Origin of the sequence: Corallococcus interemptor, assembly GCF_003668875.1 — a bacterium.
Taxonomy (GTDB): domain Bacteria; phylum Myxococcota; class Myxococcia; order Myxococcales; family Myxococcaceae; genus Corallococcus; species Corallococcus interemptor.
Genome location: NZ_RAWM01000024.1, coordinates 36,386 through 49,464, shown reverse-complemented (window position 1 = coordinate 49,464; position 13,079 = coordinate 36,386). Strand labels below are relative to the sequence as shown.

Annotated in this window: 11 protein-coding genes; 5 read left to right on the top strand and 6 right to left on the bottom strand. The window is 71.3% G+C overall.

Features of this window, described 5'->3' with window-relative positions; genetic code table 11:
• Window positions 1-5: 5 nt before the first annotated feature.
• On the top strand, window positions 6-800 hold the full coding sequence (locus D7X96_RS11825) for an ABC transporter permease (protein WP_121723320.1): 795 nt from the start codon (window positions 6-8) through the stop codon (window positions 798-800).
• A 15-nt stretch (window positions 801-815) separates the two neighbouring features.
• Here D7X96_RS11825 and D7X96_RS11820 read toward each other — a convergent pair whose 3' ends face one another.
• Complete coding sequence (locus D7X96_RS11820; protein ID WP_244219547.1) at window positions 816-1,733, bottom strand: MBL fold metallo-hydrolase; 918 nt, start codon at window positions 1,731-1,733, stop codon at window positions 816-818.
• 131 nt (window positions 1,734-1,864) lie between these two features.
• On the opposite strand from D7X96_RS11820, the gene D7X96_RS11815 reads away from it, so the two are divergent.
• Entirely contained in the window at window positions 1,865-4,036 is a 2,172-nt protein-coding gene (locus D7X96_RS11815; protein ID WP_244219546.1) for a Kelch repeat-containing protein, read from the top strand.
• 9 nt (window positions 4,037-4,045) lie between these two features.
• Here D7X96_RS11815 and D7X96_RS11810 read toward each other — a convergent pair whose 3' ends face one another.
• Together D7X96_RS11810 and D7X96_RS11805 are read right to left on the bottom strand one after the other, a co-directional pair.
• Window positions 4,046-4,951, bottom strand: coding sequence for a helix-hairpin-helix domain-containing protein (locus D7X96_RS11810; RefSeq protein ID WP_121769742.1), 906 nt, complete (start codon window positions 4,949-4,951; stop codon window positions 4,046-4,048).
• Between the two features lie 63 nt (window positions 4,952-5,014).
• Window positions 5,015-5,413, bottom strand: coding sequence for a RidA family protein (locus D7X96_RS11805; protein WP_120551374.1), 399 nt, complete (start codon window positions 5,411-5,413; stop codon window positions 5,015-5,017).
• A gap of 120 nt (window positions 5,414-5,533) precedes the next feature.
• Here D7X96_RS11805 and D7X96_RS11800 point away from each other — a divergent pair, with 120 nt between their 5' ends.
• Window positions 5,534-7,162 carry a peptide chain release factor 3 gene (locus D7X96_RS11800; protein ID WP_120551358.1) on the top strand — a complete coding sequence of 543 codons (1,629 nt, stop codon included), beginning with the start codon at window positions 5,534-5,536 and terminating at the stop codon, window positions 7,160-7,162.
• Window positions 7,163-7,216: 54 nt separating this feature from the next.
• Window positions 7,217-9,217, top strand: a complete 2,001-nt coding sequence (locus D7X96_RS11795; protein ID WP_121769741.1) for a hypothetical protein — start codon at window positions 7,217-7,219, stop codon at window positions 9,215-9,217.
• Window positions 9,218-9,224: 7 nt separating this feature from the next.
• On the opposite strand, the gene D7X96_RS11790 is transcribed toward D7X96_RS11795, so the two are convergent.
• Entirely contained in the window at window positions 9,225-9,767 is a 543-nt protein-coding gene (locus D7X96_RS11790) for a hypothetical protein (protein ID WP_120551360.1), read from the bottom strand.
• Between the two features lie 44 nt (window positions 9,768-9,811).
• Between D7X96_RS11790 and D7X96_RS11785 the strand changes: the two genes are divergently transcribed.
• Window positions 9,812-11,317, top strand: a complete 1,506-nt coding sequence (locus D7X96_RS11785; protein WP_121769740.1) for a carboxypeptidase M32 — start codon at window positions 9,812-9,814, stop codon at window positions 11,315-11,317.
• 6 nt (window positions 11,318-11,323) lie between these two features.
• On the opposite strand, the gene D7X96_RS11780 is transcribed toward D7X96_RS11785, so the two are convergent.
• Entirely contained in the window at window positions 11,324-11,680 is a 357-nt protein-coding gene (locus D7X96_RS11780; protein ID WP_199746962.1) for a four-helix bundle copper-binding protein, read from the bottom strand.
• A gap of 192 nt (window positions 11,681-11,872) precedes the next feature.
• On the bottom strand, window positions 11,873-13,042 hold the full coding sequence (locus D7X96_RS11775; RefSeq protein WP_120551363.1) for a ribonuclease D: 1,170 nt from the start codon (window positions 13,040-13,042) through the stop codon (window positions 11,873-11,875).
• Window positions 13,043-13,079: the final 37 nt, after the last annotated feature.

The following is a 13,079-nucleotide window of genomic DNA, read 5'->3' as shown; positions in this document are numbered from 1 at the left end:
CGGTGGTGAACGTGAAGCGCTACCTGCGGCTGTTGGGCGTGCAGCTGAAGGCCTCCGGGCTGCTGGCGCTGCAGTACCGCGCGGACTTCCTGGCGGAGGGGCTGACGTCGCTGGCGTGGACGTTCACCGCGCTGGCGCCGCTGTTCGTCGTCTTCGGCGCGCGGCCCAGCATCGAGGGCTGGACGTTCCAGGAGTCGCTGCTGGTGGTGGGCTGGTTCACGCTGTTGCAGGGCGTGCTGGAGGGCGCCATCAGCCCCAGCCTCACGGGCATGGTGGAGCACATCCGCAAGGGCACGCTGGACTTCGTGCTGCTCAAGCCCGCGGACGCGCAGTTCCTGGTGTCCACGCAGCGCTTCCTGCCGTGGCGCGCGGTCAACGTGCTGTCCGGCGTGGGGCTGTTCGTCTACGCGTTCGTGTCGCTGGGCAGATGGCCGTCGCTGCCGGGCATCTTCGCGTCGCTGGTGCTGCTGGCGACGAGCATGCTCATCCTCTACTCGATGTGGATCCTCGTGGTGAGCGCGGCCTTCTTCGTGGTGAAGGTGGACAACCTCACGTACCTGTTCACGTCCATCTTCGACGCCGCCCGCTGGCCGTCCTCGGTGTTCCGGGGCTCGCTGTCGTGGGTCTTCACGTTCATCATCCCGCTGGCGCTGATGACCACCTTCCCCGCGCTCGCGCTGCTGGGCCGGCTGCCTTGGACGTGGCTCGTGGGCGCGGTGGTGGGCTCGGTGGCCTTCGCGTCGGTGGCGCGGTGGGTGTGGCTGATGTCCATCCGCCACTACACGTCCGCCAGCAGCTGAGGCCTCACCGAAGCTTCAAGGCCTGCGCGCCTGCCGGGCCCACTCCGCGCGCACCACGTGGAGCAGGAGCTTGTCGTAGGCGTAGCCGGGGTAGCGCGCCTTCAGCCGGGCCTCCACGGTCGCCAGCGGGTCGCTGCTGGGATGCTCCGCGTGGCGCTCGCGGGTGACTTCCTCCCGCACGGCCTGGACGTAGGCGGCCTGGGCGTCCAGCAGCTCGGGCCCGCCGGGCAGGCCGCGTCCCGGGTGGATCCACTTCGGCTTCAGGGCGCGCAGCTCTTCCAGCCGCTGGAGCCATTCCGTGGTGTCGCCGCCCTCGAACCAGTTATGCGTGTCCCGGGCCACCAGGTCTCCGGTGAAGAGGTGGCCTTCCCACTCCACGACGACGTGGGCCGCGCTGGAGCCCGCGCCCAGGACGTGGGCCTTGAGCGTCACTCCGGCCGCGCTCAATTCGCGGGTGCTGTCGCCGAAGCTGTCCGCGAGCACGAGCTCCCGGGGGTAGCGGCCATTCCAGTACTGCTTGAAGAGGGACGGCGCCCACTTCTCGTGGACCGCGGGGATGCGCTCGCGCACCGGGCCGGAGGTGACGACCGGGACGCCCAGCTCCTGGAGCAGGGCCGTGCCGTTGAAGCTCTCCGGGTTCGCGTGCAGGACGATGGCGAGCTTGGGCTCCTTGCCGGTGACGTCCTTCGCGAACGCCAGCTCCTTGCGCAGCGCGGAGGGCAGCAATTGCGTGTCGATGAGGACCAGGCCCTCCGGTCCTTCAAGCCAGTACGAAGCGGTCTGGAGTGACCACTCGGAGGAGATGTATCCGCCGACCCGGAGGTCGCCCTGCTCCTGGAGGGAATGGGAGCGGTAGTGCGTCGCGACGACGGGCTGGGTGGCGCCACAGCCCCACAGGAACGAACTCAACACGGCGGCGAGGAACAGTCGCATGAAGCCAGATTATACCCGTGGAGTCTGGCTGATAGGGATTCCGCTGTTGTCTTTCCTGCGTCTGGGTTAAGGGCCGCCCCCCTGGCGGCCGTAGGCCGCATCCCCCTCGAAGTGAAGGACCTCCCCCCTCGATGATCCGTATCCGTTTCCACGGCCTGCTGGCCGCGCTCGCGCTTGCGTGCGCGACAGCCTGTGCCCCTGAAGCACCGTCTTCCATTGCCTCCACGTCCACGTCCACCTCGCGCCTGGACACGTCCGCGTGGAACAGCGCCGGCACCATGGCCTCCGTGCGCGTGGACGCCACCGCCACCCTGCTGCGCTCGGGCTACGTGCTCGTCGCGGGTGGAGGGACGTCCGCCGCGGAGCTGTATGATCCGCGCACCAACCGCTGGTTCTCGCTGGGCGCCATGGGCACCAGCCGTCAGCGCCACACCGCCACGCTGCTGTCCTCCGGCAAGGTGCTGATGGTGGGCGGCGGCACCTCCGTGCTGGGCTCGGCTGGCGCGGAGCTGTTCGACCCGGACACCAACGGCTGGTCCGCCGCGACGGGACTGGACCTGCCCCGCTCCCAGCACACCGCGACGCTGCTGCCGGATGGCCGGGTGCTGGTGACGGGCGGCGACAGCGGCTTTGGCAACGCGCTGTCCAGCGCGATGCTCTACTCCCCCGCGAACAACACCTGGACCGTCACCGGCCGGATGAGCGCGGCCCGGCTGGGCCACACGGCGACGCTGCTGCCGGATGGACGGGTGCTGGTGACGGGCGGCCGGGACAGCGCCAACGGGGACGTGCTCGCGACGGCGGAGCGCTATGACCCCGCGACGGGCGAGTGGACGGCGGTGGGCCGCATGGTCACCCAGCGCATGGGGCACACGGCGACGCTGCTCACCTCCGGGCAGGTGCTGGTGGCGGGCGGGTTCGCGGGCAGCCTCGCGACGGAGACCTCCGAGCTGTTCGACCCGGGCACCGGCACGTGGACGTCCCAGGGCTCGCTGCCGTTCCAGTCCGTCTTCCACACCGCGACGCTGCTCACCTCCGGGCAGGTGCTGGTGACGGGTGGCTCCACGGGCGGGCAGCCCTACCTGGACCGCGCCGCGCTCTACACGCCGGCTACCGGGACCTGGACGGAGACGGCGACGATGTCGTCGCGCCGCATCAGCCACGCCGCCGTGCTGCTCGCGTCGGGAGAGGTGCTGGTGCTGGGCGGCGTGCCCCAGGCGGGCTCGCGCAGTGCCTCCGCGGAGCGCTACCGCCCGTCCGTCCTGCCGTGGAGCACGGCCGCGAGCCTGGGCACCGCGCGCTCGCAGCTCACCGCCACGCGGCTGAACACGGGACACGTGTTGATCGCGGGCGGTGTGTCGACCTCGGGCGGCGCGCTGTCCGGGGCCGCGCTGTACGACGAGGCGGCGAACACCTGGCGGGACACCGCCGCGCTGAGCTCCGCGCGCTTCCTGCACTCGGCCACGCCGCTGGGGGATGGCCGCGTGCTGGTGAGCGGCGGGCAGCAGGATGCGTCCACGTGGCTGTCCGCCACGGAGGTGTACGCGCCCGCCACGGACACCTGGACCCAGGTGGGAAGCCTGGTGACGGGGAGGGCCCGTCACACCGCGACGTTGCTGAATTCCGGCAAGGTGCTGGTGACGGGAGGCGCGTCGGGCGCGAGCACCGCCTCCACGCTCGCGAGCGCGGAGCTGTTCAACCCGGCCACGGGCACCTGGAGCCCCACGGGGACCCTGGCGCGCGCGCGCACGTACCACGCGGCGGTGGCGCTGCCTTCGGGCGAGGTGCTGGTGATGGGCGGCGGCTCCACGGGGACGGACGCCATCACCGCGAGCGCGGAGCTGTATGACCCGGCCACGGGGACGTGGAGGCCCACGGCGTCCATGGCGGTGGCGCGCTACGGCCACATCGCGGTGCCGCTGGGCAATGGCAGCCAGGTGCTGGTGGCGGGCGGCTGGGGCGTGGATGGACCGCTGCGCTCGGCGGAGCTGTACGACGTGGCGCACGGCACCTGGAAGACCGTGGCGCCCATGAGCATGCCGCGCTACCTGCCGCACGCCACGCTGCTGCCCACGGGGCGCGTGCTGGTGGTGACGGGGGAGGGCGGCTCGGGGCTGGGCGTGCTCGATTCCGCGGAGGTGTATGACGCCGCGATGAACGCATGGACGCCCGCGGGCATCCTCTCCACGCGCAACACGCACCACGGGCTGGCCCTGCTGCCCTCGGGCCGGGTGCTCGTCGCGGGCGGCAGTGGAAGCGGCGGCGCGCGCGTGGCGGTGGACGTGTACTCACCGGCGCCGTGAGCCGTTGAGTCAGGCCCCCGCGTGCGGCGCTTCGTGGGCCGCGTCCTCGCGGGCGTAGTGCGCGAGGCATTCGTCCTCGCGCCCTCGCACCACACGTCTGCCTTTGAGCGGCCCGACGTGGGAGGTCACCACCGTGTACTGGCCTTCCACGTCGTCCTGGTCGTAATAGATGACCACCCAGTCGTCCGTGGCGTTCTGCTGGTGCGCCAGCGCCGTGTTGGAGAAGAGCGCGCGGAAGTTCCAGTCGTCCGCGTGCTCGCGCATCACCGGCAGCCAGGCCTCTCCGGAGGGGTTGAAGCGCTTGGGCGCGATGCGCTTCAGCTCCCCGGCCTCCGCCCTGCGCCGGTAGTCCGCGTCCACGCGCAGGAGCAGCGCCACCGTCGGGCGCGGCTCGTCCTCTCCCGCGTGGGTCCTCGCCCGCTCGCGCTCCCGCCGGTTGCGGCTTAGCCGCGCCGCCAGCACCTCGCGTACCTGCTCCGCGCGCCGGGGGCCGAAGCCCTCCACGCGCTCCAGCCGTCCGTCGTGCGCGGCCAGCTCCAGCGCCTCCAGCGTCGTGATGCCCAATTCTTCGTGGATGCGCTTCGCCAGCTCCGGCCCGATGCCGGGCACGCTGGCGAGCAGGCTCTCGGGGGACGACTCACCCTCCAGCCGCTCGAGCAGCCCCACGTGTCCCGTGCGCACCAGCTCCGCGACCGTCCCCGCGATGCTCTTGCCCACGCCGGGCAGCGCCCGCAGGCCTGCCTCGCCCTCGGCCGCCAGCAGCTGCGCCACCGAGTCCGGCCAGTTCGCGATGGTCGCCGCCGCCTTGCGGTAGGCCCCCACCCGGAAGGGCATCGCGTCCTGCGTTTCCAGCAGGTCCGCCACCCGCTCCAGCGCGTCAGCGATGTCGATGTTGCTCTTCCATTCGACGCCCATGGTACCTGGAAGGTAGGGACTCACCGGGAGGACGGCCACCCCACGGGCACGCGCCGGGCGGCGTCAGGGCAGGGCGGACGCCACCACCGCGTCCGCTTCGATTTCCACCAGCATCCGAGGGTCGATGAGCGCCTTCACCTCCACCATGGAGGTGGCGGGGCGGATGGCCGAGAACACCTCCCCATGGGCGCGGCCAATCTCCTCCCAGCGGGAGATGTCGGTGACGTACATGCGCGTGCGCACCACGTCCTCCACCCGGGCGCCCACCGCCTCCAGCGCGGCCCGGATGTTGGACAGCGCCTGGGCGGCCTGCCGGTACGCGTCCCCTTCACCCACGAGCTGGCCGGCCGCGTCCGTGGCGGTGGTGCCGGAGACGGACACGAAGGGGCCCGTGCGGACCGCCCGCGAGTAGCCCACCCGGGGCTCCCAGGGGGTGCCCGTGGCATGGAGGATGCGCTGCATGGCGTGCTCCGATGTGGGCCTGAGGGAGGGCTGCCCCGGAGGGCCGGAGCCCGGCCGGACCTCCTGGCGCTGCTTGCACAGCTGCAAGGAACGACCGCCCGTGATAGTTGGCCTCGGATCATGGCCAACGAGCTCGAGAGGGAGGTCGCCCGGCGACGGACCTTCGCCATCATCTCCCACCCCGACGCGGGAAAGACAACCCTGACGGAGAAGCTGCTGCTCTACGGCGGCGCCATCCACCTGGCCGGCAGCGTGAAGGCCAAGCGGGCGCGGCGGCACGCCACCAGCGACTGGATGGAGCTGGAGAAGGAGCGCGGCATCTCCGTCACGTCGTCCGTGCTCCAGTTCAGCTACCGCGACCACGCGGTGAACCTGCTGGACACCCCGGGCCACCAGGACTTCTCCGAGGACACCTACCGCACGCTCTCCGCAGCCGACGCGGCGGTGATGCTCATCGACGCGGCGAAGGGCGTGGAGCCCCAGACGAAGAAGCTCTTCAAGGTGTGCCGCATGCGCGGCATCCCCATCTTCACCTTCGTCAACAAGCTGGACCGCTTCGGCCGTGAGCCGCTCGATTTGATGAACGAGCTGGAGCAGGTGCTGGGCATCCGCTCGTACCCGATGAACTGGCCCATTGGCATGGGGCCGGAGTTCCGCGGCGTCTACGACCGGCAGGCGCGCGTGGTGCACGTGTTCTCCGCGGAGGGCTCGCACGGCGAGTCGGAAGTGGCGGAGCGCTCGGTGCCCATCGACTCGGAGGAGATCAAGACGGTCCTCACGGAGAACGAGCTGGCGAAGCTCCGCGAGGACATCGAGCTGCTCGACATCGGCGGGGACGAGTTCACGCGCGAGAAGTCGGACGCGGGCCAGCTGTCGCCCATGTTCTTCGGCAGCGCGATGACCAACTTCGGCGTGCGGCCCTTCCTGGACGCGTTCCTGGACCTGGCGCCCGCGCCCACGTCGCGCCCCACCACGCAGGGCCCGCGCGAGCCCACGAACCCGAAGTTCGCGGGCTTCGTCTTCAAGATTCAAGCGAACATGGACCCCGCGCACCGCGACCGCATCGCGTTCATGCGCGTGGTGTCCGGCCGCTACGTGAAGGGCATGAACGCCTTCCACTCGCGCCTGGGCAAGGAGGTGCGGCTCGCCAAGCCCAGCCAGTTCATGGCCGCCGAGCGCACGTCCATTGAAGACGCGTGGCCAGGGGACGTCATCGGCCTGTTCGACCCGGGGCAGTACCGCATCGGCGACTCGCTGGCGGAAGGCTCGCAGGACGTGCTCTTCGAAGGCGTGCCGCGCTTCAGCCCGGAGTTCTTCGCCATCGTGCGCTCCAAGGACCCCCTGCGCCGCAAGCAGATGGAGAAGGGCCTGGAGCAGCTGTCCGAAGAGGGCACGGTGCAGATCTTCCAGCAGCTCTCCATGGGCATGAAGGACCCCATCGTCGGCGTGGTGGGCGCGCTCCAGTTCGAGGTGCTGCAGTACCGCCTGGAGCACGAGTACGGCGCGAAGATCGCCCTGGACCGGCTGCCCTTCAGCCACGCCCGCTGGGTGGTGGGCCAGAACTTCGACCCGAAGCAGTTCGACTGGGAAGGCAACCGTCAGACGGTGCAGGACCGCGACGGGCTGCCCCTGGTGCTCTTCCGTGACGACTGGGCGCTCCAGCACGCCGAGGAGAAGCACCCGGAGCTGAAGTTCGTCTCCGAGGCCCCGCTCTTGCGGCCGGGGCTCACCGGCGCCACGGGCAGCTAGGCAGCGCGAAGGACCCGGCCGGGGGGGACCCGCCATGGTTTCAGGAGTGCAGGAATGACCGAGTCAGCAGGGGGCACGGCAGCTTCGCCGCGAGGGCGGAGGCTGCCGGCGGGGGGGCTCGCGGGCATCGCGTTCATCGCGGCGCTCGCGGTCTGGCCGTTGTTCAAGTACCAGGCGGGACCGCCCGCGGAGCTGCGGCTGCGCTACGAGAAGGTGTCGTGGCCGCAGACCGGCGGCGTGACCTTCCAGCGCGAGGGCCACGGCCCCCAGTCCATGCCGCTCACGGCGGAGGCCCTGTCTCAGGTGCTGGGCGACGGCGTGCCGGAGGGGATGCAGGAGGTGCGCATCCCGCTGCCCCGCCGCTCCGTGTCCGCGGAGGTGGTGCTGACGGACATGTCCGAGCGGCGCGTGTCCCAGGTGACGTGGGTGGGCATGCGGGCGCCGCTGCTCTTCGGCCAGCCCCCGCCCCTCACGTTCGAGCAGCGCGTGGACGAAGGCGGCGTCGCCACCGTCACCGTTCCCCGGCTGCTGCCGGGCTTCTGGGCGCTGGACGTCGCGGACCCGGGCATGGTGCTGGGGACGTGGTTCGTGCTGTGGCTGCTGCTGGAGGCGCGCTTCGGGACGGGGACGGCGGCCGCGTTCGCGCGCAGCCGCGCGGGCTGGGCGAAGTACGCGCTGCCGCTCGCGCTGGCGTGGGGCTTCCTGTGGGCGCTCTACTTCCCGGGGCTCATCGGGTTTGATCCGCTGCTGCAGTGGGACCAGGTCGTCAAGCGCGAGTTCCTCAACTGGCACCCGCCGTTCCACACGTGGTGGCTGTGGCTCATCGCCGGGCCGTTCGACTCCATGGCCGCGGTGAGCGGGCTCCAGGTGCTGCTGTTCGCGGCGCTGATGGGCAAGGTGCTGGAGGAGCTGGGCCACTGGAAGGCGCCGGGCTGGGCGCGGTGGGCCGTGGTGGCGTGGGCCGCGCTGTCTCCGGCGCTGGGCACCAACGTCATCGCGGTGTGGAAGGACGCGCCCTTCACGCTGATGTGCCTGTGGGTGGTGCTCATCGTCCTGCGCGCGGAGCGCACCGGCGTCTTCACGGTGAAGGACGCGGCGCGGCTGGGCCTGTGCATCGCGTGCATCAGCCTCCTGCGCCACAACGGTCCGCTGCTGGCGTTCCCGCTGCTGGTGAGCGCGCTGTGGCGCTACCGGGGCACCCGGCAGCGCGGCACGCTGGCCATCGTGGGCGTGGGCCTGACGCTGCTGGTGCGCGGGCCGGTGTACATCGCGGCGGGGGTGAAGCCGTCACCGCCGCTGCTCACGCAGGTGCTGAGCATCCACCGGCTGGGCACCGCGGCCCACTACGCGGACTCCCTGCCCCCGGAGGACGTGCGCACGCTCACGTCCCTCATGCCGCTGGAGGACTGGCGCCGGCTCTATGACTGCGAGGCCGTGGGGCGGCTCATCTGGCCCGGCTCGCCGCTGTTCGAGCACCCGGAGCGGCTGGAGGGCCGCGCGCTGGAGCTGGCGGGCGTGGTGGGGCGCTTCGCGAAGAGCCACCCGGACGCCGTCTTCGACCAGTGGGTGTGCGTCACCCGCTATCTGTGGGCGCTGGATTCGAGGCTCTACATCGGCCCGTTCGACCCGAGCGGCAACGCGGTGGACCGGAACTTCTTCGGCTGGAAGACGCACTCCTGGTTCCCCAAGCTGAACTGGGAATACACCCAGATGCTGCTCAAGGCCTCCATCGGTGAGCGCTGGCAGCGCGTCTCCATGTGGCAGCCCGCGCCGTCGCTGTACCTGTTGCTGGCGGCGCTGGGGGTCGTGCTGTGGCGTCAGCGGAGCATCGGCGTGCTCCTGGCCATGCAGTGCGCGCTCACCAACACGGCCGCGTGGCTGGTGCTGTCACCCAACCCGGACCTGCGCTTCCAGTTCCCGGCGATGCTCTTCGCGCCGCTGGCGCTGGCCCTGGTGCTGGCGCCCCGGCTGGTGAAGGCCCAGGCCCGGAGGGAGCCCGGGGCCCAGGCCCAGGTGGACGTGGCGGCGGCGCGGGGACAGGACACCGCCGCCTGAGCGGAGGCTACTTGTGCGGCACCACGGTGCCGCCGCGGAAGGCGGAGTCGCGCAGCACCAGCCCCTCCTTGAAGAGGCGCGCGGCGCGGTTGCCCACGAAGAAGTCCTTCGGGTCGCCCCGGCGGAAGGTCTTCTTCACGAACTCCTCCACCTCCAGGTAGAGGCGGCGGAACTTGTCCGGGGCCGCGTCGCGGCGGCCCGTCTGGGACGTCACCTCCAGCTCCACCCACATCTTCCCGCTGAGCAGCTCGCCCTCTTCGTTGCGGCGCGAGCGCTCGATGAAGATGACGGGCGAGCGCACCTCGTCGATGCGCCAGAAGCCCTTGTCCGGGCCGCGCTTCACCTTGTCCACCATGGCGGGGCCAATCTCGCTGGCCACCAGGTAGAGGTCCTCCTCGGGCAGGCGCGGGATGTTCTCCGCGGTGGCGCGGAAGGGCACCCAGTCCGGGGGCACCCGGCGGGGGTAGACCTCCAGGACGTGGCGCTCCAGGAAGCGGAAGAAGGCGACCTCGTCGTCGGGTGCCATGAAGAATTGGAGGATGTTGGCCATCGCGGGCGTCCTCATACCCTGGAAGCGCGCTAGAAACACAGGCCATGGACTCCTGGCTGCGCGCGCGGATGCATGAGCTGAACGACCTGAACAGCGTCATCAACCTGGCTTCCTGGGACCGGGAGGTCTACCTGCCCTCCAAGGCGGCCACCGCCCGCGCCCAGCAGCTGGCCACCGTCCAGTCCCTCCACCATGAGCGCCTGGTGGACCCGCGCCTGGGCGAGGCCCTGGCCCGCGCCGGGGAAGGGGGGCCGGACGCCCAAGCCCTCACGCCCGACGAGCGCGCCATGGTGCGCGTCCTCACCCGTGAGCGCGACCGCGCCGTGCGGCTGCCCGCCCGGCTGGTGACCGCGCTGGCGGAGGCGCAGGGCGAAGGCCTCACGGCGTGGCGCGAGGCCCGCTCCACCAGGCGCTTCGAGCGCTTCCAGCCCGCGCTGGAGAAGCTGCTCGCCCTGCGCCGCGAACAGGCGGACGCGCAGGGCCACGACGGCGAGCGCTACGACGCGCTGCTGGAGGGCTTCGAGCCCGGCATGCGCGTCAAGCGCCTGACGCCGGTGCTCACCGCGCTGCGCGACGCGCTCATCCCCATGGTGGCCACGCTGGGCGGCCTGAAGCGGCCCTTCCCCGCGTTCCTCTCCGGCCGCACCTACGACACGGCCCAGCAGTGGCAGTTCACCATGCGGCTCTTGAAGGCCGTGGGCTTCGACCTGGAGGCGGGCCGCCAGGACGTGAGCATCCACCCCTTCACCAACAGCGTGCACGCGCAGGACGTGCGCCTCACCACGCGCCTGGACGCGACGTGGCCGCCGGCCGCGCTCTTCGGCACGCTCCACGAGGCGGGCCACGGCCTGTACGAGCAGGGCTTCTCCGAGGAGCACCACCGCACGCCGCTGGCGTCCGTGCCCTCCATGGGCCTGCACGAGTCCCAGTCCCGCCTGTGGGAGAACCTGGTGGGCCGGGGCCGCGCCTTCTGGGTGTCCCACTTCCCCGCGCTGAAGGACGCCTTCCCCCAGGCGCTGGCGGACGTGGACCTGGACGGCTTCCACGCGGGCATCAACCACGTGGTGCCGTCGCTCATCCGCGTGGAGGCGGATGAGGTGACGTACAACCTGCACATCGCCCTGCGCTACGAGCTGGAGCTGGCGATGCTGCGCGACGAGCTGCCCGTGTCGGAGCTGCCGTCCGCGTGGAACGAGCGCATGCGGCGCTACCTGGGCATCACGCCCCCGGACGACACGCAGGGCGTGCTCCAGGACATCCACTGGGCCTGGGGAGAGCTGGGCTACTTCCCCACGTACTCGCTGGGGAACCTCTACGCGGCCTCGCTGTACGCCGCCGCGAACCGGGCGCTGCCGTCACTGGAGGCGGACCTGGCGCGGGGCGACACGTCGTCGCTGCTGGGATGGCTGCGCACGAACCTGCACTCGCACGGCTTCCGGCTGCCCGCGGAGGAGCGCGTGCGCGCCATCACCGGCGAGGGGCTCACGGACAAGGACTTCCTGGCGTACCTGCGCGGCAAGTACGGCGCGCTGTACGGCATCAAGCTCTAAAGCCCTTTAGGCCGCGAACACCAGCGGGCGGCACGCGCGCGCCAGGTGCAGCGCGTCCCGCGCGAGCGCGTGCGAGTCCGGGTCCTGCGCCTCCAGCCACGCGGCGCGGGCCACCTGGTTGCTCAGTTCGAAGCACAGGCTGGCGGTGCGGCGCGACAGCCGGCTCTCCTTCTGGAGCGCGCGCACGTTCAGCTCGCACAGCTCCGCGCACTGGCGCAGCAGCCGCACCGCGTCGTCGTCCGCGGCGATGCCCTGGGCCGTCAGCCGCGCCATGCCCGCCTCGCAGGCCGACTGGCACTTCAGGCTCGCGGCAATGCACCGGGAGACCTCTGTCCGCGCCCCGCCTGTCCTGGCTCCCAACATGGCCACGCCCTCCCTTTGTGCGGCGTCAAAGGTACGCACGCACGCGGATCTCGCAACCGGCACCCAGGCCGCAGATGGGGCTTCAACATCTGCGTTCCAGGGTCATGGACAGCGAGCCGGCAACGGATGCACAAGCCCCGCGCACGATTCAGCCGAATCGTACTCCAGCTGCCTTTTCGTCGGGGGCGAACGTCAGCTTCCCAGCACCGGAAAGGGCTTGAGCAGCTCGACCAGCTTGTCGCCATACAGCTTGATCCGCTTTTCCCCGAGGTAGGGCAGCTGCGACAGCTCCTCCACGCTCGCGGGCGGCCTGGACGCGAGCGCGTCCATGAGCGGGTTCGTCAGCACCACGCTGGGCGTCACCTTGCGCAGGGTGGCCTGTTCAACTCGGAAGGCCTTGAGCGCGTCCTCGCGCTTGCGCCGGTGGGGGTCTCGCGGACCCTTCTGTTCGCGGTCCAGGTCCAGCTCGCCCCGGGCGGCCTTCTGCTGGTGGTCGCGGATGAGGGCAAGGATGGCGTCGCCGTGGGCGCGCACCACCGCGCCGCGCACGCCGGCCGCGCGCGCCAGGTCCTTGTGCGTGTCCGGCTGCTTCAGCGCCAGGTCGGTGATGGCCATGTTGGACAGCATGCGGCCCATGGGCACGTTGTCCTTCTCCGCCCACTCCAGCCGCAGCTTGTGCAGCCCCTGCGCGATGGCGTACGCGAGCGCGTACTGCGCGGTGGACAGGCCGCTTCGGGACAGCTTGGGCTTGTACTCGGCGCCCACCTCCGGCCGGGCCTCCGCTTCCGCGCACATGCGGTCGCAGTCCAGCAGCACCTCCTCCAGGATGTCCGCCTCGCGGCACGCGTCGCGCACCTGGCGGCCCAGCTCACAGAGGTAGCGCACGTCGTTGGCGATGTAGTCCCGCATGCCCGGGGGCAGGGGACGCAGGGAGAAGTCGGACTGCTGGTGCTCCTTTGGCAGCTCCACGCCCAGCCGTTCGCGGGCCAGGTCCGCCAGGCCCACCTTGGGCCACCCCAGGAGCGTCACGGCTCGGTGCGTGTCGAAGAGGCCCCGCACGCGCACGCCGGCCTCCGCGAGGAACTGCAGGTCGCCCTGGGCGGCGTGGAAGTACTTCGTGCGAGCGGGGTCCTCCATCATGGGGGAGAGCAGGCGCGGATCCACGCCCGGCTGGAGCGTGTCGAAGAGGAAGATGTCCGTGTCGGTGCCCAGCTGGAGGAAGCACAGGCGGGCGCGGAAGGCGTGCATGGCGTCCGCCTCCAGGTCCACCGCCACTTCCGGCGCGGCCTCCAGCACCCGCGTGGCGGCTTCCTCGCCCGCGCGGTCCACCACATCCAAGGCACCCTGAGGGAAGGTCGGCATCGCGGGGAGCAGGCTAGCGGACCGGCCTGCCCCTTTG